The sequence below is a fragment of the Paradevosia shaoguanensis genome (genome assembly GCF_016801025.1).
In the GTDB taxonomy this organism is placed as follows: Bacteria; Pseudomonadota; Alphaproteobacteria; order Rhizobiales; family Devosiaceae; genus Paradevosia; species Paradevosia shaoguanensis.
On record NZ_CP068983.1, the window covers coordinates 2,879,265 to 2,899,613 of the forward strand.

Consider the following 20,349-nt stretch of genomic DNA (forward strand, 5'->3'; position numbering starts at 1 on the left):
GCGAAGGAATGGCAAGGCGTTAAGGTTGTCGCAAGGTTGCTGAAGCCTTTCCGGTGACGGCCCTGCCGAATAGCCGTAATGTCCCCCGCGAAGCAGATGAGGAACGGACCGCCGGTGGGCGAGATTACTGACAAGCACGCAGTGGCGATCGGCCCGCGCATCGTAGCGTCGGGCGGATTCGATTTACTCTATCGCGAGGGCATGTCGCTCATCGAGGAGGTGGCTGCCTATCTCGACGGGACCGGTCGTTCCGAGAGCAAGGCGCTCAGCCGCGAATCCTCGTTCCTCTACGCCACCGAATCCATGCGCCTCACGACGCGCCTGATGCAGCTCGCCTCCTGGCTGCTGCTGCAGCGCGCCGTCAACGAGGGCGAGATCACCGCCGAAAGTGCCCGCCTCGAAAAGGAAAAGGTGCAGTTCTCGGCCACGCCGTCCGAGCGCGGCGGTCCGGGTTTCGAAGACCTGCCGATTAACCTCAAGGGCTACATCGCCAAGGGCGACCGGCTGTTCGACCGCGTCATGCAGTACGATCAGCTCGAGCGCGGCAAGGTGCCGGAACTGTCGACCGGCGGCGAGAATGGCATTGCCGATCAGCTTTCGCGCCTGCGCGCCGCCTTCTCGCCGGCCGAGTAAGGCAATCCCCAAACACGAGCGCTGCCCGGTGTTGCCGGTGCAAACACAAACAAAAAGCCCGGCTTTCGCCAGGCTTTCCGAAAACTTACCTGAAAGGCGCGCTGGCTTAGATGCCCAGGCCCTTGAAGCGCTCCTTGAAGCGCGAGACGCGGCCGCCGCGGTCCATCAGCTGGCCGGTGGTGCCGGTCCAGGCGGGATGGGTCTTCGGGTCGATGTCGAGCTGAAGGGTTTCACCCTCGGCGCCGTAGGTCGACCGGGTGAGGTATTCGGTGCCGTCGGTCATCACAACCTTGATGTTGTGATAGTCCGGATGGATGTCTTTCTTCATGGGGCCTACCCTCAAATGGAACGGGCGCTGCGCGCGCCCGGAGAGCCGATGTCAAACTGGTTGCCGGGTTCATATAGAAAGATGGCGGGCTCTGCAAGCGCGCAATCGTCGCGGCGAAAGCTGTTGCCGTGGCTGGTGCCACTGCCTATGTAAGGGGCGTTTTGAAAATGGGCCTTCCGATATGAGTGAACCGGTTCGCGGTTCGCGACTTTCCTCCGGCAAGGAGCCGGAGAAAGCTGCTCCACGCTCCCTGCAACCGCTGCGGCGGCTGCTCCCCTTCGTCATGCGCTATCCGTGGCGCCTGGTGCTTACCATTGTCTTCCTGCTGATCGCGGCGATCTCCTCGCTCGTGATCCCCAGCCTTGCCGGCGGGGTGATCGACCAGGGCTTCACCGAGCAGAACCTGTCGATGGTCACTTCCTATGGCTGGCTCATCGTCGGCGTCGCCGCGATCATGGCCATCGCCTCGGGCGCCCGCTTCTATTTCGTCTCGATCCTTGGCGAGCGCGTCCTCACCGACCTGCGCCGCGCGGTCTTCGACCACCTGCTGACGCTCGATACCACGTTCTTCGATACCCATCGCGTGGGTGAACTCACCTCGCGCCTCAATGGCGATGTCGCCACCATCCGCGGCGCCATCGGCTCCAGCCTCTCCATGACGTTGCGGGGCTTCGTCACCATCGTGGGCGCGGTGGTACTGATGTTCCTCACCAGCCCTTATCTGGCGCTGGGCGTGGTGGTGCTGGCCCCGGCCATCATCTTCCCGATGATCCTCCTCAGCCGGCGCCTCCGCCGCATGTCGCGCCGCACGCAGGATGCGCTCGCCGACATGTCGGCCATGGCGACCGAAGCCCTGGGTGCCACCAAGACCATCAAGTCCTTCGGCCAGGAACCCGAGCAGTCGCGCGTCTACGCCGACCGTGCCGAAGAGAGCTACGACGCCGAAGTCACGCGCCTTGGCGCGCGCGCCGGCCTGCTCGGCCTCATCATGTTCCTCGCCACCACGGCGCTCGTCGTCGTCGTCTGGTGGGGCGCCCGCGCGGTCTTCGATGGTGCGGTGACCGTCGGCCAGCTCACGCAGTTCATGATCTACGCGCTCATGGCCTCGAATGCCCTGACCTCGATCTCCGAGATCTGGGGTACGCTGCAGACCGTGGCCGGCGCGACCGAGCGGCTCGTCGAGATCATCGATACCGAGCCCACGCTTAACGCTCCGCCGGCGCCCAAGGCCCTGCCGGTCCCATCGCTGGGCACCGTCTCCTTTGACGATGTGAGCTTTGCCTACCGCAATCGCGACGACGAGAAGGTCATCGATGGCCTGTCCTTCGCCGTGCGCCATGGCGAGACCGTAGCCCTGGTTGGCGCCTCGGGCGCCGGCAAGTCCACGGTCTTCGCGCTCATCCAGCGCTTTTACGATGTCGATGAGGGCGCGATCCTCGTCGATGGCGTCGATATCCGCGAGGTCGACCCGTCCCAACTGCGTCATCGCTTCGCCTATGTGGAGCAGGAGCCAACGATCTTTGCCGGCACGGTCGCCGACAATATCCGCTTCGGCAAGCCCGATGCGAGCCAGGCCGAGATCGAGGCTGCCGCCCGCGCGGCGCTGGTTCACGATTTCGTCGTCGAGCTGCCGCATGGCTACGATTCGATCGTGGGCGAACGCGGCGTCATGCTCTCGGGCGGCCAGAAGCAACGCCTCGCCATTGCGCGCGCCCTGCTCAAGGACGCACCGATCCTCCTGCTCGACGAAGCCACCAGTGCGCTCGATGCACAGAGCGAGCGGCTGGTGCAATTGGCGCTCGAGCGGCTGATGGAAGGGCGCACCACGCTCGTCATCGCCCACCGCCTCGCTACCATCCGCGACGCCGACCGCATCCTGGTGCTCGAAGCGGGCAAGCTCATCGACCAGGGCACCCATGCGCAACTGGTCAAGAAGGGCGGCCGCTACGCCGAACTCGCCAAGCTGCAATTCCGCACCGACGAAGACGTCGAGCGCGCCGGCGCCGCCGAATAAACGCTGCTGCCACGCTCTGTCAGGAGCCCTGGGGCATCCTTCCTTCATCACAGAGGAAGGATGATCCCCATGAGCATTTCCGGCACCTGCCATCGCGGCGCGATGCATTTCACCGTCAATGCCGCGCCCACCGAAGCGGTCGAGTGCAACTGCTCCTATTGCAGCAAATCGGGTGGCCTCTGGGCCTATTACACCCCCGCCGACATCGTCGTCCAAACCTCCGATGCCGACCGCATCTACACGAAATCCGGCTACAACAAGCACCACTTCTGCGCCAATTGCGGCTGCCAGATCTACGGCACGTCGCCCGAATGGTCGCTGGACGGCAACCACGACCTCGAGAAGGTGAAGATCGGCATCAATGTGAGGCTGCTCGACGATTTCGATCTGTCGACGGTGCGCGTGACGCGGATCGACGGGCGGAATATGTGGTGAGGGGTGGGTGGTGCGGCCTGCGGCTGCACCACAACTCACGCTACGACTTCAATGACGGCGCGATTCTGACCGGCGCAAAGTTCTGGGCAACAATGGTGCAGCAGGAACTGGCGCAATCGGAACTGGGCGCCCCAGGCGCCCTTGGCCACCCCCTCCCTGGATCCGGACTCAATTGCACCAACATGGGCATAGTGCGGCGACAAGGGCGACTGAGAGGTAGTTCCTTGCGAGCTTGTCGTATCGCGTTGCAATACGCCTGAAGTCCTTGAGTTTGCACCACATGCGCTCGACGCGATTGCGATCCTTGTAGGCGATGGGGTCGTGAGGGATCGGCACCCGCCTGGACTTGGTCGAGGCGATTACGGCTTGGGCGCCCCGTTCGGCGAGCAGGTTCCTGAAGTGGTCGACGTCATAGCCCCGGTCGGCGAGCAAGCGCCGGAATGGGCCTGCCGTACAGACAAGAGCCTGCGCCATGATGATATCGTTGATGTTTCCGGCGCTCAGCAGTAACATGCGCGGACGCCCCCGGTCATCGACTAGGCCGTGCAGCTTGGCGGTTCGACCACCCGAGAACGGCCTATGGCTTGGGCGAGGTCCCCCCTTTGCGCCAGCAGCGGAGCGGTGCGCCTTGATGTGCGTGGCATCGATTGCCGCTCCTTCGAAGATGCCGTTGTGGCCGGTCAGAGCCTCGAACATCTGCAGCCACGGACCCTGACGGCTCCAGCGGTTGAAGCGATTGTAGACTGTCGTGTAGGGCCCAAACTCGGGCGAACAGTCCCGCCAGCGCGCTCCACACTTGAGCATATAGACGATGCCCGAGATCACCCGCCGGTCGTCCGCCCGGTGCGCACCCTTGCGGCCCCGCGGCAGAATCGGCTCGAATCCGCGTCCACTCATCATCTGTAAGGCACCGAACGCGTTTGCTCATCATCAAGGCTCCCATGCCAGAAACCTTGCATCACCAATCAAACCGAGCCGCTAGCTCTTATTGAGTACGGACCCTAGTGCTGCCTCCAAACCTCTTTTTCTCTCCCGCTGTTGCTGATTAACTTCGGATCGCAACCACGCTGACGATTGGGGGCGGCGGGCCTCGTTATCGGGACGTCATCAAGCCGTGGAAGAATCCCGCCGATGGAACAGCCAACAAAGGGATAATCAACAATGCAAAAGCTCGTTCTGGGGGCGGCTGCAGCGGCCATGGCGGCAGGATTTGCCGCGCCGGCCTACGCAGAGTTCACCCTCAACATTCTGCATATCAACGATTTCCATTCCCGGTTCGAATCCATCACCGGTTCGGACTCGACCTGCAACGCCGAGGGCGAATCCAAGGGCGAATGCTTCGGCGGCATCGGCCGTCTCAAGGCGGCTCTCGACCAGACGCGGGCGGACCTCAAGGCCAAGGGCGAGAACGTCATTTTCCTGTCGGCGGGCGACGAATTCCAAGGCTCGCTCTTCTATACGACCTACAAATCCAAAGTCGTGGCCGACTTCTTCAACGAACTCGGCCTCGATGCGGCGGCCACCGGCAACCATGAATTCGACGATGGGCCGGACGAGTTCGCCAAGTTCATCGAGACGGCGAATTTCCCGATCATCGGCGGCAATTTCAACGTCGCCAAGGAACCGCTGCTGGCCGGCAAGATCGTGGGCGTGCACATCCTCGATGTCGGCGGCGAGAAGATCGGCATCATCGGCGCGCTGGCCGAGGATACGCCCGAAATCTCCGGCTCCGGCCCTAATGTGGCGTTCGAAAAGGCGGTGACCTATGTCCGCGGCGCCATCGAAGCGCTCGAGGCGCAGGGCGTCACCAAGACGATCGTCCTTTCCCATATCGGCTACACGGTCGACCAGGCGCTGGCCGAGGCCGTGCCGGGCATCGACGTCATCGTGGGCGGCCATTCCCATACGCTGCTGTCCAATACAGACGAGAAGGCGGCCGGCCCTTATCCGACCGTCGTAAAATCGCCGGACGGCAAGGATGTGCCGATCGTCACCGCCGGCCAGTACGGCAAGTATCTGGGCGATCTCAAGGTCGTCTGGGATGACAACGGCAACGTCATCTCCGCCAAGGGCGATCCGATCCTTCTCGATGCCTCGATCAAGCCCGACGAAGGCTTCGTCGCCAAGGTGGCCGAGCTGGGTGCGCCGATCGAAGAACTCAAGGCCAAGGTCATCGGCAACGCGACCGAGGCCATCGAGGGCTCGCGTGAGGTCTGCCGCGCCATGGAATGCACCATGGGCAATCTCGTGGCCGACGCCATGCTCGATCGCGTCAAGGATCAGGGCGTCAGCCTTGCCATCCAGAATGGCGGTGGCCTGCGTGCCTCGATCGACCAGGGCGAGATCACGATGGGTGAAGTGCTCACCGTGCTGCCCTTCTCCAACACGCTCGCTACTTTCCAGCTCAAGGGATCGGATGTCGTGGCGGCACTCGAGAACGGCGTTTCCGATGTCGAGAACGGAGCAGGCCGCTTCCCGCAGGTTGCCGGGCTCAAGTTCACCTGGACCAAGGACAAGCCGGCCGGCAGCCGCATCATCAAGGTCGAAGTGCAGGATGGCGCCAATTGGGTGCCGATCGATCCGGCCAAGACCTATGGCGTGGTGACCAACAACTTCATGCGCACGGGTGGCGACGGCTATGCCGTGTTCAACGACGCCGGCACCAATGCCTACGATTTCGGTCCGCCGCTCGAGCAGGTACTGGCCGATTTCATCGCCAAGCAGGGTGGAGACTACAAGCCCTACACCGATGGCCGTATCGCCGAGGTGAAGTAAGGTATTTGCAAGCACGTCCTCTCCCCCTTTGGGGGGAGGGGACAGAAGTGTAGGTGCTCAGTCCGGCAACATCGCCCGCAGCCGTAGCAACGCGATCCGCTCTACCTGAGCGCAGGCCGTCAGGAATTCCGTCTCCTGCTCATTGCCCAGCCGCCGTTCGAAGGCATCGAGAATTTGTGCCTTCGTATGGTCGCGCACCGCGATGATGAAGGGGAAGCCGAACTTGGCGGTATAGGCATCATTGAGATGGGTGAAGGTCTCGCGCTCCTTGTCGGTGAGCGCGTCGAGCCCGGCCGAGGCCTGTTCGGCGGTCGAGGCTTCGGTCAGTCGCTTGGCGGCTGCCAGCTTTCCCGCAAGATCGGGGTGGGCGCGGAGGACGGCCATGCGCTCGGCCTGGCTGGCCATGCGGAACTGACTGCGCAGCGCGAAATGCAGACCCGTGGCCGTATTGTTGGCGATAGCAAGCTCGCCGTCCCAGGCGCGTTCCGCGATCCAGGAAGAATGCTCGAAGATCGAGCCGAACTTTTCGACGAACGTCGCCTTGTCCATCTGCGAGGGAACGAGGTCAAGCTTAACATAGGGGTGCTCAGCTGCCCAATGCCGGGCGATTTCGATGCGTCGTGGGGTCCAGACGAATTCGAAGCCCCTGATGTAGTCGATGAACCGCTTGAGACCCATGAAGCGGCCGGGCTGGCCGGCGAGGCGGCAGTGAAGCCCGATGCTCATCATCTTGGGGCTGCCCGCCTTGCCCTCGGCGTAGAGGCAATCGAAGCTGTCCTTGAGGAACTGGAAGAACTGCTCGCCGTCCGAAAAGCCCGAGGCCGTCACGAACCGCATGTCGTTGGCTGAAAGCGTGTAAGGGATGATGAGTTGGGCGTGGCCCTTGTGCTCGCGCCAATAGGGCAGGTCGTCGTCGTAGGTGTCCGACACGTACTCGAACCCGCCTTCTTCCGAGACCAGGTCCACCGTGTTCAACGAGCAACGGCCGGTATACCAGCCAGTGGGGCGCTCTCCGGTGGCGATGGTATGGAGGTGAATGGCCTCATGGATCTGGGCGCGCTCCAGTTCCTCGGGCATGTCCTTGTGCTCGACCCACTTGTAGCCATGGCTGGCGATTTCCCAGCCGGCTTCTTGCATGGCCGTAACCTGCATGGGCGAGCGCGCGAAGGCGGTGGCAACGCCGTAGATGGTGACCGGAATTTTTTCCTGGGTGAACAGGCGATGCAGCCGCCAGAAGCCGGCGCGGGCACCGTATTCGTACATTGATTCGATGTTCCAGTGCCGCTTGTCGGGCCAGGGCGCCGCCCCGATCACGTCGGCCAGGAACGCTTCCGAGCCGGCATCCCCATGCAGGATGTTGTTCTCGCCGCCCTCTTCGTAGTTGAGGACGAACTGCACGGCCACATAGGCGCCGCCGGGCCAGTTTGCCTTGGGCGGATTGGGGCCGTAGCCCTGCATGTCGCGGGGATAGCGCATCGCTTGGAACCTCTCGGCTGGTATCCCGTCCGTTATGCCCGAACACGTGCCGATCACAACAGGTCAAAAGTGGACCGTTTGGTAAAAAAATGTGCGCTGCCTACTTGGAAGGCATGCAATTATTTCCGATAGTCGCCATAAGCAAGCGAGGGATATCCGCCCGATGACGACTACGGGGCGTCTGACGACACACGTTCTCGATACGATGCATGGCAAGCCGGCCGCCGGCATGCGCATCGACCTGTTGATGGTGCATGGTGACCATACCCATCACGTTCTTTCCACCTTCACCAATTCGGACGGGCGCGTCGACCAGCCGCTCCTCGATGGCGATCGGTTCCATCCCGGCGCGTTCGAACTGAATTTCCATGTCGGGCAGTATTTCGACCGGCTGGGCGTGTCACCAACGACGCCGTTCCTCGATATCGTGCCGGTGCGGTTCATCATGAGCGAAGAGGCGCACTATCACGTGCCGCTTCTCGTCTCTCCCTTCGCCTATTCGACCTATCGGGGGAGCTGAGCGATGAACGCGCGCAACTCCATCCGTTTCGTCCTCAATGACGAAGACGTGGCGCTGAGGGATATCCCCGCCACCCAGACGCTTCTCGACTATCTTCGCCTCGAAAAGGAGCTCAAGGGCTCCAAGGAAGGGTGCGCCGAGGGCGATTGCGGGGCCTGCACGGTGCTGGTTGGGCGGCTGCGCAATGGCGAGCTCGTCTACGAGACCGTCACGGCGTGCATCACCTTCACGGCCTCGCTCAATGCCACCCATGTGGTGACCATCGAGCATCTTTCGGCCGCCAACGGCGCGCTGCATCCGGTGCAACAGGCCATGGTCGATTTCCATGGCTCGCAGTGCGGTTTCTGCACACCGGGCATCGTGATGTCGCTGTACGGCCTCTGGATGCGCAAGCCCGAGCCGACCGTGCCCGAAATCGAGACGGCGCTGCAGGGCAATCTCTGCCGTTGCACGGGCTATACGCCCATCGTGCGGGCCGGGCAGGCCATCTCCACCTATGGTGCCGTAGGCTCCGATCCGCTGGTTGCGGAACGTGCCGTGATTACCGCGCGGCTGCAGGCGCTGGCGGATGGCAAACGCGTCGAGGTCGGCGAGGGGCGTAACCGCATCATCATCCCGGCCAGCGTCGATGACCTGGCGGAAGCCTACGCGGCCGAGCCCGAGGCGACGATCGTCGCCGGCTCTACCGACGTCGGGCTCTGGGTCACCAAGTTCATGCGCGAGATCGGCCCGCTGATCTTCGTCGGGCATCTCGACGAACTGCGGGCGATAGAAGCCAGCCAGGGCGGCATCAAGCTCGGAGCGGGCGTGAGCTATACCGATGCGGCGCCGGTCATCGCGCAGTATTTTCCGCAGCTCGAAGGTTTCTGGAACCGCATTGGCGGCGAGCAGGTGCGCAATGTGGGAACGGTCGGCGGCAACATCGCCAACGGCTCGCCCATCGGCGATACGCCCCCGCCGCTGATCGTGCTGGGTGCGCATGTCATTCTCCGCAAGGGCAATGTCCGCCGCGAGTTGAAGCTGCGCGATTACTTCATCGCCTATGGCAAGCAGGATCGCGAGCCGGGCGAATTCGTCGAAAGCATCACCATTCCGGCGCTGCCCGAGGGCGAGCATTTTGCCGCCTACAAAATTTCCAAGCGCCGCGACGAAGATATTTCGGCGCTCTGCGGCGCTTTTCGCGTTTTCGTCAACGACCTGGGCAATGTCGGCATGGCCCGCATCGCGTTCGGTGGCATGGCCGCCACGCCCAAGCGGGCGACCAATGTCGAGGAGGCGCTTATCGGGCGGCCCTGGACGATGGACACTGTCGAAGAAGCGGTCCAGGCTTTCGCTCAGGACTATCAACCCATCACCGACATGCGCGCTTCGGCCGATTACCGGCTGCTGGCCGCGCAGAACCTCCTCCGGCGCTTCTTCCTTGAAGCTACGGGGCAGGGCGAGCGACTTGAGCGGGGAGCGGCATGATGCCGGGCTGCCGATGCGGGGCGCTGAAGGGATAGAGCCATGAACAAGCTGGATATCCGCAATACGGGCAAGCTCCACGAATCCACCAAGCACGATTCCGCGGACAAGCACGTCTCCGGTCGTGCTGAATATATCGACGACATCGTCGAGCCGAGGGGTACGCTCCATGCCTATCTGGGACTTGCCAGCCGCGCCCATGCCGAGCTGGCGTCGGTCGATCTCGATGCAGTCCGCACTGCGCCGGGTGTCGTCGGCGTACTGACGGCCGCCGATATTCCGGGCGAAAACGACATTTCCTCGCCCCACAAGCATGACGACCCCGTCTTTGCCGAGGGCAAGGTCCAGTTCTATGGCCAGCCGATCTTCGCCGTGATCGGCGAGACGCGCGCTGCGGCGCGCCGGGCGGCCAAGTTGGCAAAAATCGAATATCGCGACCTGCCGGCGCTGCTTTCGATGGAAGCCGCGGTCGAAGCCGGCTCACGCCTCGTTACCGAACCGCTCAAGCTTGAGCGTGGCGACGTCGAGACCGGCATGGCCACCGCTCCCCGCAAAGTGGAGGGCCGGGTCAAGATCGGCGGCCAGGAGCACTTCTACCTCGAAAGCCAGATCGCCTTCGCGCATCCGGGCGAGGACGACGATGTGGTGGTCTATTCCTCCACCCAGCATCCGAGCGAAATCCAGCTCATGGTGGCCAACGTGCTCGACGTGCCGCAGCACGCGGTCACGGTCAATGTGCGCCGCATGGGCGGCGGGTTCGGCGGCAAGGAAACGCACGGCAATCTCTTTGCCGTCGTGGCTGCGTTGGCGGCCAAGAAGTTCAACCGCGCCGTCAAGCTGCGGCCGGACCGCGATGACGACATGGTCATCACCGGCAAACGCCACGATTTCATGGTCGACTATGAAATCGGCTTCGACGACGACGGCCGCATCCAGGCGGTCAAGGCGACGTATGCGGCGCGAGGTGGCTTCTCGGCGGACCTTTCGGGGCCCGTGACGGATCGCGCGCTCTTCCACTGCGACAATGCCTATTGGTATCCGGCGGTGCGGGTGAACTCGCTGCCGCTCTACACCAACACGGTTTCGAACACCGCTTTCCGCGGTTTCGGCGGCCCGCAGGGGTTGATCGCGGCCGAGCGCTGGATCGAAGATATCGCCTATGCGCTGGGCAAGGACCCGCTCGAAATCCGCAAGGCCAATTTCTACGGCGTCGAGAGCGATAACGTCACGCCCTACCACCAGACGGTGGAAGACAACATCATCCACAAGATCGTCGAGGATATCGAAACGTCCTCGGACTATCAGGCGCGCCGCAAGGCGGTGCTGGAGTTCAACCGCACCAGCCGTGTCCTCAAGAAGGGTATCGCGTTGACGCCGGTCAAGTTCGGCATCTCCTTCACCGCCACCTGGTACAATCAGGCCGGCGCACTGGTTCATGTCTACCGCGACGGGTCGATCCATCTCAGCCATGGCGGCACGGAGATGGGCCAGGGGCTGCACATCAAGGTCGCCCAAGTCCTGGCCGACGCGTTCGGGGTGCCGGTGGATCGGGTCAAGATCAACGCCACCACGACGGGCAAGGTGCCCAATACCTCGGCCACTGCCGCGTCCTCCGGCACCGACCTCAATGCAATGGCCGCGCTTGACGGTGCCAACCAGATCAAGGAACGGCTCCTGGCGCATGCGGCCGAGAAATTCGGTGTGAACCGCGAACAGGTGCTCTGGGATGCCGGTGGCGTTCGCGCCGGTGACAACTTCCTCGCCTTCGATGAGGTGATTGCCTCAGCCTATCTCGCCCGCGTCCAGCTCTCGGCGGCAGGGTTCTACAAGACTCCCAAGATCCACTGGGATCGCTCGACCGGTCGCGGCCGCCCGTTCTACTACTATGCCTACGGCGCGGCCGTTTCCGAAGTCACTATCGATACGCTCACTGGCGAGTTCCAGGTGGATCGCGCCGATGTGCTCGAGGACGTGGGCCGCTCGCTCAACCCGGCCATCGATATCGGCCAGGTCGAAGGCGGTTTTATCCAGGGCATGGGCTGGCTCACGACCGAAGAGCTGGTGTGGGACGCCAAGGGCGAGCTGCGCACGCATGCGCCCTCGACCTACAAGATTCCGCTGGCTTCCGACGTGCCGCCGATCTTCAACGTGCGCCTGGCGGAATGGTCGGTTAATCGCGAGCCGGCCGTGGGGCGCTCGAAGGCCATCGGTGAGCCTCCGCTTTGCCTCGCCATGTCGGTGGTGGAAGCCATTTCGATGGCGGTGGCGAGTGTCGCCGATTACAAGATCGCACCGCGCCTCGACATGCCTGCTACGCCCGAGCGCATCCTGATGGGTGTCGAGCGGATGCGGAAGGCGGCGAAATGAGCGCGCCTGGCTCACCCCCACGGGCCGGGGGCTAGCATGACGCTACGTGCGCCGGACATCGCGAGCTTTCTGTCACGCGAGCCCGTCGCCATCTGCGCCGAACTTCTCGTCGTGCGCGGCTCCTCGCCGCGCGAGGCCGGCGCCTTCATGCTCATCTCGCCCACCGGTATCCTCGGTACGATCGGTGGTGGTGCCCTTGAACATCTGGTGATCGATCGCGCGCGTAAAGTAATGGCCGAAGGCCTTCCGCCCGGTACGCTCGATATTCCGCTCGGCCCCGAAATCGGCCAATGCTGCGGTGGTCGCGTGGAGGTCGGGCTTTTCGTCGTCGACGAAGCCAAGGCTGCCGAACTCGCCTCTCGCGCCGAGGCTGAGGATGCTTCACGGCCACATGTATTCATCTTCGGGGCCGGCAATGTCGGCCATGCGCTGGCGCTGGCGCTTTCACCGCTTCCGGTCAAGGTCCGCGTCATCGACACCCGCCCCGAGGCGCTTGTGGGGCTTCCGGTCAACGTCTCCGGTGTCGCCACGGCCTTACCCGAAGCGCAGGTGCGCTCGGCGCCGCAGGGCACGAGCTATGTCATTCTCACTCATGATCACGCGCTCGACTTTCTCATCGCCGGGGAGGCGTTGCGGCGCGAGGATGCACCTTACGTCGGCATGGTCGGCTCGCGCACCAAGCGCGCCCGGTTCCGGACGTGGTTCCTCGCCGAGGGTGGGGATGAGGCTAGTCTCGACCGGCTGGTTCTGCCTATCGGGGCGCAAGGTCTTGGGGACAAACGCCCCGAGGTGATTGCGGCACTGGCGGCAGCTGAGATTTTGATACACATTGGCAACCGGGAAGCAGTTCTGCGTGCGCGGCGGGCCAAAGCGAATTTGGGGGTCGCCTTTGGAAGTTAGAGCGCCGCTGCGTCTGGAACTCGCCGGAATTACCAAGCAATTCCCCGGCGTCCTGGCCAACGACCATGTCAGTTTCGGTGTGAAGCCCGGCGAGATACACGCGCTCCTGGGCGAGAACGGCGCGGGCAAGTCGACGCTGGTCAAGATGATCTACGGCATCATGCAGCCCGATGCCGGCGAAATCCGCTGGAATGGCGCAGCCACGATCATCCCCAACCCGAAATTTGCTCGCAAGCTCGGCATCGGCATGGTGTTCCAGCACTTCTCGCTGTTCGAGGCGATGACGGTGCTGGAGAATATCGCGCTGGGCATGGATGGCAGCGTTCCGGCCCGCACGCTCGAGGCCAAGGTGCGTGAGGTCATGGCGAGCTATGACCTCAAGCTCGATCCGCATCGGGTGGTGTCGACGCTCTCTGTGGGCGAGCGACAGCGTATCGAGATCGTGCGCGCACTCCTGCTCAATCCGAGCCTGCTCATCATGGACGAGCCGACTTCGGTGCTGACGCCGCAGGAAGTCGATGCGCTCTTCGAGGTGCTCCGAAAGCTTGCTTCGGAAGGCTGCTCGATCCTCTACATTTCCCACAAGCTCCACGAGATCAAGGCGCTCTGCGACACTGCCACGATCCTGCGTGGCGGCAAGGTGGTCGATACGATCGATCCTAAGGTCGAAACCTCCCGCTCCATGGCCGAGAAGATGATCGGCGCCGGCCTCAAGGATATCGTCAAGCCCAAGGGGCGCGCGTTCGGCGAAGCCAAGCTCGTGGTGGATCGGCTGTCGATGGCGCCCGAGGGGCAGTTCGGCATGGCGCTCGACGAAGTCAGCTTCGCGGTCCGCGCCGGCGAGATCTTCGGCATAGCAGGCGTCGCTGGCAACGGGCAGAACCTTCTCCTCGATGCGTTGAGCGGGGAATTGATGGCTGCGGAAGGCGGCACCATCGCGCTCGACGGCAAGACCGTTGGCAATCTCGATACCAATGCGCGGCGCAAGCAGGGGCTCTGCGCCGTACCGGAGGAGCGCAATGGCCATGCGGCCGTGGGCGACTTTACGCTGGCTGACAACACTGTCCTCACGGCGCGCAATCGCCTCGGCATGGTCACCGCCGGGCTCATTCGCGCTGGAGCGGCCAGGACCTATACCGGCGAGGTTATCGTCTCCTTTGCCGTCAAGGCGCTGGGGCCGGGAGCTACCGCGGGCTCGCTTTCGGGCGGGAATCTGCAGAAATACATCATGGGCCGCGAGATCCTGCAGAAACCGTCGGTCTTCGTCGTGAGCCAACCCACATGGGGCGTGGATGCCGGCGCGGCCGCCGCAATCCATCAGGCCATAGTCGACCTGGCGGCATCGGGATCGGCAATCGTCGTCATCTCGCAGGACCTCGACGAACTGCTGACGCTGTGCGACACGCTGGCCGTGATAAACGAGGGGCGACTCTCCCATCCGCTCAAGGTTGGCGAGGCGTCGGTGGAGGAAATCGGTCTGCTCATGGGCGGGGTCCATGGCACGGCCGAGCAGGTGCATATCGCGCCGGGGGGCGAAGTTGCAGTTCAGGCTTGAGAAACGGCTCCAACCCAGCCGCTTCATGCTCTATGCTACGCCGGTGGCAGCGGTGATCCTGACCATGGTCGTGGGGGCCATCGTCTTCTCGCTGCTCGGCTATAACGGGCTGGGCGCGGTGCGCGAGATCTTCCTCACCCCGCTTACAAATCCCTATAAGTGGCAAGACCTTGCGGTCAAATCCGCCCCGCTCATCATCATCGCAGTGGGCCTCGCCATCGGCTATCGCGCCAATGTCTGGAACATCGGTGCCGAGGGGCAATATGTCGTCGGCGGGCTGGCTGGAACCGGCGTTGCGCTGGCGACCTACGACATGTCCGGTCCCTGGATCCTGCCATTGATGATCCTCGCAGGCATGTTGGGCGGTATGGCCTGGGTGGCGGTGCCGGCATTGCTGCGCACGCGGCTCAAGGTCAACGAAATCCTGACCACGCTGATGCTGACCTACGTCTCCATCCAGCTTCTCAACTACCTGGTCTCCGGTCCCTGGAAGAACCCGATGGGCATGGGCCAGCTCCAGACCAAGATGTTCACGGCCGACCAGTCGCTGCCCTACATCATCCCGGGCACGATCGTGCAGTTGGGCACGCCGATCGCGATCCTCGTGGCGGTGGTAGCCTGGTTCGTGATGTCCCGTTCGGTCTTCGGCTTTGAAGTGCGTACGGTCGGTGCTGCGCCGCATGCGGCGCGCTATGCGGGGTTCTCGGCCAACCGGACGATCTGGGTGGCTCTGCTCATCAGCGGCGGCCTTGCCGGTCTGGCAGGCGTGCTCGAAGCTGCGGGGCCGTTCGGGCGGATGGTGCCGCAGTTTCCCACCAATTACGGCTTCACTGCCATTATCGTCGCCTTCCTTGGCCGCCTGCACCCGCTGGGCATCATCCTCTCCGGCCTCGTCATCTCGATTTCCTTCGTCGGCGGCGAGGTGGCGCAGACGACCATCGGGTTGCCCAATGCGGCGGTCGGCATCTTCCAGGCGTTGATGCTCTTCTTCATCCTCGCTTCCGATATCTTCGTGCGCTACCGCATCAAGCGGGTCGTGCCGCAGGCCGTGGAGAGCGCGGCATGAGCGGGGAACTCGTCATTGCCATCATCATCACGGTGGTGGGTGCGGCAACGCCGCTTCTCCTCGCCGCGCTTGGCGAACTGGTAGTGGAAAAGAGCGGCGTCCTGAACCTCGGCGTCGAGGGCATGATGCTGTCGGGTGCCGTGGTGGCGTTCGCGGTGACCTACACCACGGGCAGCCCATGGCTCGGCGTACTGGCCGCCGCCTTTGCGGGTGCCGCGGTCTCGATGATCTTCGGCTTCCTCACCCTGTCACTCTCCTCCAACCAGGTGGCGACGGGCCTGGCGCTCACGATCTTCGGTACAGGTTTTTCTGCGCTCTTCGGCCAGCCCTATACCGGCAAGCCGCTCGAGCCCTTCCGCTCCGTCTTTCCGGGTTGGCTCGCCAACGATCCCTTCTGGAAGGTGATCTTCGGCTACAGCCCCCTGGTCTATTTCTCGTTGATTATGGTGGCGGTCGTCGCCTGGTTTCTCAACCGCACGCGCTCGGGGCTTATCCTGCGCGCCGTTGGCGAGAACGATATGTCGGCTCATTCGATCGGGTATTCGGTCATTGGCGTGCGCTATGCGGCGGTCGCCTTCGGTGGCGCCATGGCCGGCATTGCCGGTTCGTGCTTTCCGTTGCTGCTTACCCCGCAATGGGTTGAACGCCTTACCGCCGGACGCGGTTGGATTGCGCTGGCGCTGGTCGTGTTCGCGGCCTGGCGACCATACCGGCTGCTCCTGGGCGCCTATCTCTTCGGCCTCATCGCCACGATCGAGCTCTATGCCAAGGCGGCGGGCGGTTCGTTCAAGATCATTCCATCCGAGGTCTGGGCCTCCATGCCCTACCTCGCCACCATTCTTGTGCTGGTTCTCATTTCGCTGCGGCGCAATGGCAGCTCAAGTGCTCCGGCCTGTCTCGGCAAGCCGTTTATACCGACTAACTAACGGCCCGGGGGAACGAGGGCCGCAGTGTTAACAAGGGTTACCAGGAGAAACGCACTAATGACCATTCTGACGCGTCGTAACGTATTGAAGGCCGGCGCCGCCGCCGCTGCCCTTCCGCTCATCGGCATTCCGCGCGCCTTCGCGCAGGAAAAGCTCAAGGTCGGTTTCGTGCTGATCGGCTCGCCCGACGACAATGGCTGGAACTTCGGCCACGACCAGGGCCGCAAGAAGATGCTCGATGCCCTGGGCGACAAGGTCGAGACCACTGTCGTCACCAATGTGGCCGAAGGCCCGGACAGCGAGCGCGTGTTCCGTGAGCTGGCCCAGCAGGGCCACAAGCTCATCTACGCCACCTCGTTCGGCTACGGCGACTATGTGCACAAGGTCGCCAAGCAGTTCCCGGACGTGAAGTTCGAATGGGCCACTGGCAACCAGACCGCGCCGAACCTTTCGACCTACAACGCCCGCTTCCATGAAGGCCGGGCCGTTATCGGCACGATTGCGGGTCTCATGACCAAGTCCAACATCGGCGCCTATATCGGTTCCTTCCCGGTGCCGGAAGTGCGCATGGGCATCAATGCCTTCGCCATCGCCGCCCGCAAGGTGAACCCGCAGTTCACCCTCAAGGTCGTCTATGTCGATTCCTGGTTCGATCCGGCCAAGGAAGCTGACGCGGCCCGCGCGCTGATCGACCAGGGCGTCGACATCATCACCCAGCACACCGACGGTCCGGCGGCCCTGCAGGTTGCCGAAGAGCGCGGCATCGTGGGCGGGTTCGGGCAGGGCGCCGACATGAGCGCCTTTGCTCCCAATGCCCACCTCACCGCCATCATCGACAATTGGGGCCCGCACTACATCAAGTCTGTGCAGTCGGTCCTCGATGGCACCTGGGTCGAAAGCTCGGTGTGGGATGGCATTGCCTCGGGCGAAGTCGAGATCGGGCCCTTCAACAAGAAGATCCCGGCCGACGTCGTCGCCAAGGCTGAGGAGGTCAAGAAGGCCATCGCCGACGGCTCCCTCCACCCCTTCGCCGGACCGCTCAAGGACAATACCGGCGCCGAACGCGTCGCGGCAGGCGACGTGATCGATGACGGTGAATTCTGGGCTGTCGACTGGTACGTCGAAGGCGTGCAGGCGTAAGGGACGGGCGCGAGTGTAGCTTGCCGCCACACTCCGCCACACCCACGGAACTTCCCCGGACCTGATCCGGGGCCTATTGCCACCCTCCATTCGAGGGGCGGCATCCGTGGGCCCCGGCTTCGCGGGGGAAGTGCGGTGCTGGGGCAGTACCCCGTAACAGCTAGAGCGGCGGGGCCTCCCCCGCCGCTTTCACGAAGACCGAACTGGGACCTGACCGATGCCCGACTACATCATCTTCTGGGAATGGCTGAGCTTCGCGGTGCGCTGGGCGCATGTGGTTACCGCCATCGCCTGGATCGGCTCGTCCTTCTATTTCATCGCGCTGGACCTTGGCCTGCGCAAGACCCCGAGCCTGCCTCCGCTCGCCAGCGGTGAGGAATGGCAGGTGCATGGCGGCGGCTTCTACCACATCCAGAAATACCTCGTGGCGCCCGAATTCCTGCCCGAGCACCTGACCTGGTTCAAGTGGGAGAGCTATTTCACCTGGATCACCGGCGCCATGATGTTGGCCGTGATCTACTATGTCGGCGCCGATCTCTACCTGATCGATCGACATGTTCTCGACGTGCCCAATTGGGTCGGCATCCTCATTTCCATCGGCTCGATCGCCTTCGGCTGGTTCGCCTACGATTTCCTCTGCAAGTCACCGCTCGGCAAGTCGACAACCGGGCTGATGCTGGTGCTGTTCGCCATCCTCACCGCCATGGCCTGGGCCTATACGCAGGTCTTTACCGGTCGTGCAGCCATGCTGCACATGGGTGCGTTCACCGCCACCATCATGGCGGCGAACGTGGCGATGATCATCATTCCCAACCAGAAGATCGTCGTTGCCGATCTCAAGGCCGGCCGGGTGCCTGACGCGAAGTACGGCAAGATCGCCAAGCAGCGCTCGACCCACAACAATTACCTGACGCTGCCCGTGATCTTCTTCATGCTCTCCGGGCACTACCCCTTGGCCTTCGCGACCGAGTGGAACTGGATCATCGCTTCGCTGATCTTCCTCGAAGGCGTGGTTATCCGCCATTTCTTCAACACGCGACACGCGCGCCGCGGCAACCCGACCTGGACCTGGCCTTTGGCGATCGTCATTTTCATCATCATCGCCTGGCTTTCTTCGGCGCCCAAGCTGGGTGACAGCCAGGAAGCGATGGCGTCGCGCGCTGCGGAGCCGTTCCTCGCTGCCACGCAATTCGTGGCGGCCAAGGATATCGTCATGGGCCGTTGCTCGATGTGCCATACCGCCGAGCCGTTCTACGATGGCGTCTACGAAGCGCCCAAGAACGTGCATCTCGATAGCGACGCCGCCATCGCCAACCACGCCGCGGAAATTGCCATACAGGCTGGCTTCTCGCATGCCATGCCTCCGGGCAATGTCACCGAGATCACGCCTGACGAACGCGCGGTGCTGCTTGCCTGGTATCGCGAAGGCGCCGGGAAATGACACGCACCATTCTGCGCGGGCGCGTCTTCACCTTCATCGAGGAGCCGCAGGACATCGATGATACCGCCTCCTACCGCTACCTGGAGGACGGCGCCGTCACCATCGAGAATGGCAAGATCATTGCCGTTGGCGACTATTCGCCCGCTGGTGCGGCCGGGGCGGAGGTCATCGATCACCGGCCCAGCCTGATCACACCGGGGCTGATCGACCTGCATCTCCACTACGTGCAAATGCAGGTCATCGGCTCCTATGCCCCGGCGCTGCTCGATTGGCTGCGCGCCTATACGTTCGTGGAGGAGCAGAAGTTCGGACAGCAGGGCCATGCCGCGGCCATTGCGACGTCCTTCTTCGATGAGCTCATCCGCAACGGCACGACGACTGCGGTAGCCTATTGCTCCGTCCATCCGGAATCGGTGGATGCCTTCTTCACCGAGGCGGCGCGCCGCAACATGCTCATGGTCGGCGGCAAGGTGATGATGGATCGCAATGCCCCCGAGGCGCTGCTTGATACCGCCCAGACCGGCTACGATGATACCAAGGCGCTTATTGCGCGCTGGCAGGGCAAGGGCAGGGCGCATTACGCCATCTCCCCACGCTTCGCCATTACCTCGACGCCCGCCCAGCTCGAAGCCTCGCGCGCGCTGGTTGCAGAATTCCCCGAGTGCTACGTCCAGACGCATCTGTCGGAAAACGACGCCGAGATCGCCTATTCCATGGAGCTCTATCCGGAGGCCAAGGATTATCTCGGCATCTATGAGGATTACGGCCTCCTCGGCCGCAAGACGCTTCTCGGCCATTCGATCCATCTCAGCCATCGCGAAGCTCATGTGATGGCCGAGACAGGCAGCGTCGCCGTCTTCTGCCCGACCTCGAACCTGTTTCTCGGCAGCGGCCTCTTCGACTATGAGCGGCTGCACAAGACCGGCGTGCGCATCGGCATCGCTACCGATATCGGCGGCGGCACTTCGGTATCGATGCTGCGCACGCTCGATGAGGGCTTCAAGGTCGCCCAATTGCGCAAGCAACAGCTCTCCCCGCTCAATTCCTTTTACCTCGCCACGCTCGGCAATGCCCGGGCGCTCGGGCTCGAGGACCGTATCGGCTCGATCGCGCCGGGGCGGGACGCCGATCTCGTAGTGCTCGATAGCAGCGCCATTTCCCATATGGCACTGCGCATGCAGACCATTTCGGGGGTTGCCCAGGAACTGTTCCTGTTGCAGACGATGGGGGATGACCGTTCGGTCCGTGAGGTTTACATCGCGGGCGAGGCGGCGAAGACCCGGTTGGCTTGAAAACAAGGAGTGGGCAA

Annotated in this window: 17 protein-coding genes; 14 read left to right on the forward strand and 3 right to left on the reverse strand. The window is 63.2% G+C overall.

The features are described 5' to 3' along the window. The first annotated feature begins 114 nt into the window (after positions 1-114). On the forward strand, positions 115-633 hold the full coding sequence (gene rcdA / locus JNE37_RS13730; protein ID WP_246513268.1) for a protease adaptor protein RcdA: 519 nt from the start codon (positions 115-117) through the stop codon (positions 631-633). A gap of 106 nt (positions 634-739) precedes the next feature. On the opposite strand, the gene rpmE is transcribed toward rcdA, so the two are convergent. Continuing rightward, the gene (rpmE, locus tag JNE37_RS13735; RefSeq protein ID WP_035028558.1) at positions 740-961 is read right to left on the reverse strand and encodes a 50S ribosomal protein L31; all 222 of its coding nucleotides are present in this window, start codon (positions 959-961) and stop codon (positions 740-742) included. A gap of 181 nt (positions 962-1,142) precedes the next feature. Here rpmE and JNE37_RS13740 point away from each other — a divergent pair, with 181 nt between their 5' ends. Together JNE37_RS13740 and JNE37_RS13745 are read left to right on the forward strand one after the other, a co-directional pair. Continuing rightward, positions 1,143-2,975, forward strand: a complete 1,833-nt coding sequence (locus JNE37_RS13740) for an ABC transporter transmembrane domain-containing protein (RefSeq protein WP_203063319.1) — start codon at positions 1,143-1,145, stop codon at positions 2,973-2,975. A gap of 69 nt (positions 2,976-3,044) precedes the next feature. Continuing rightward, positions 3,045-3,410 carry a GFA family protein gene (locus JNE37_RS13745; protein WP_203063321.1) on the forward strand — a complete coding sequence of 122 codons (366 nt, stop codon included), beginning with the start codon at positions 3,045-3,047 and terminating at the stop codon, positions 3,408-3,410. Between the two features lie 168 nt (positions 3,411-3,578). Here the strand turns inward: JNE37_RS13745 and JNE37_RS13750 are convergent. Next, a protein-coding gene (locus JNE37_RS13750) for an IS5 family transposase (RefSeq protein WP_246513270.1) occupies positions 3,579-4,338 on the reverse strand; the annotation gives its coding sequence in 2 pieces (ribosomal slippage) (positions 3,579-4,289 and positions 4,291-4,338; 759 coding nt in all). A 233-nt stretch (positions 4,339-4,571) separates the two neighbouring features. Between JNE37_RS13750 and JNE37_RS13755 the strand changes: the two genes are divergently transcribed. Continuing rightward, positions 4,572-6,185 (forward strand): bifunctional metallophosphatase/5'-nucleotidase, encoded by a 1,614-nt coding sequence (locus JNE37_RS13755; protein ID WP_035028551.1) that lies wholly within the window; start codon positions 4,572-4,574, stop codon positions 6,183-6,185. Positions 6,186-6,242: 57 nt separating this feature from the next. Here the strand turns inward: JNE37_RS13755 and puuE are convergent, their stop codons facing one another. Then, positions 6,243-7,661 carry an allantoinase PuuE gene (gene puuE / locus JNE37_RS13760; protein ID WP_203063325.1) on the reverse strand — a complete coding sequence of 473 codons (1,419 nt, stop codon included), beginning with the start codon at positions 7,659-7,661 and terminating at the stop codon, positions 6,243-6,245. A 163-nt stretch (positions 7,662-7,824) separates the two neighbouring features. Here puuE and uraH point away from each other — a divergent pair, with 163 nt between their 5' ends. The 10 genes from uraH (at position 7,825) to guaD (ending at position 20,332) form a co-directional block, all read left to right on the forward strand. Next, on the forward strand, positions 7,825-8,181 hold the full coding sequence (gene uraH / locus JNE37_RS13765) for a hydroxyisourate hydrolase (RefSeq protein ID WP_035028547.1): 357 nt from the start codon (positions 7,825-7,827) through the stop codon (positions 8,179-8,181). A gap of 3 nt (positions 8,182-8,184) precedes the next feature. Continuing rightward, positions 8,185-9,648, forward strand: coding sequence for a xanthine dehydrogenase small subunit (gene xdhA, locus JNE37_RS13770; protein ID WP_203063327.1), 1,464 nt, complete (start codon positions 8,185-8,187; stop codon positions 9,646-9,648). 39 nt (positions 9,649-9,687) lie between these two features. Next, a complete protein-coding gene (gene xdhB / locus JNE37_RS13775) occupies positions 9,688-12,012 on the forward strand; it encodes a xanthine dehydrogenase molybdopterin binding subunit (protein WP_203063329.1) in 2,325 nt (774 codons plus the stop codon). Positions 12,013-12,048: 36 nt separating this feature from the next. After that, positions 12,049-12,912 carry a xanthine dehydrogenase accessory protein XdhC gene (gene xdhC, locus JNE37_RS13780; RefSeq protein ID WP_203063331.1) on the forward strand — a complete coding sequence of 288 codons (864 nt, stop codon included), beginning with the start codon at positions 12,049-12,051 and terminating at the stop codon, positions 12,910-12,912. Further along, the gene (locus JNE37_RS13785; protein WP_246513272.1) at positions 12,902-14,467 is read left to right on the forward strand and encodes an ABC transporter ATP-binding protein; all 1,566 of its coding nucleotides are present in this window, start codon (positions 12,902-12,904) and stop codon (positions 14,465-14,467) included. Before xdhC ends, JNE37_RS13785 begins: the two co-directional genes overlap by 11 nt. Then, a complete protein-coding gene (locus JNE37_RS13790) occupies positions 14,451-15,533 on the forward strand; it encodes an ABC transporter permease (RefSeq protein WP_246513274.1) in 1,083 nt (360 codons plus the stop codon). The genes JNE37_RS13785 and JNE37_RS13790 overlap by 17 nt, the downstream gene beginning before the upstream one ends. Next, on the forward strand, positions 15,530-16,459 hold the full coding sequence (locus JNE37_RS13795; RefSeq protein ID WP_035028532.1) for an ABC transporter permease: 930 nt from the start codon (positions 15,530-15,532) through the stop codon (positions 16,457-16,459). The genes JNE37_RS13790 and JNE37_RS13795 overlap by 4 nt, the downstream gene beginning before the upstream one ends. A 57-nt stretch (positions 16,460-16,516) precedes the next feature. Next, positions 16,517-17,599 carry a BMP family ABC transporter substrate-binding protein gene (locus JNE37_RS13800; RefSeq protein ID WP_203063335.1) on the forward strand — a complete coding sequence of 361 codons (1,083 nt, stop codon included), beginning with the start codon at positions 16,517-16,519 and terminating at the stop codon, positions 17,597-17,599. Positions 17,600-17,816: 217 nt separating this feature from the next. Then, positions 17,817-19,040 (forward strand): urate hydroxylase PuuD, encoded by a 1,224-nt coding sequence (locus JNE37_RS13805; RefSeq protein WP_182399579.1) that lies wholly within the window; start codon positions 17,817-17,819, stop codon positions 19,038-19,040. Then, the gene (gene guaD, locus JNE37_RS13810; protein WP_203063337.1) at positions 19,037-20,332 is read left to right on the forward strand and encodes a guanine deaminase; all 1,296 of its coding nucleotides are present in this window, start codon (positions 19,037-19,039) and stop codon (positions 20,330-20,332) included. Before JNE37_RS13805 ends, guaD begins: the two co-directional genes overlap by 4 nt. The last annotated feature ends 17 nt before the right edge of the window (positions 20,333-20,349 follow it).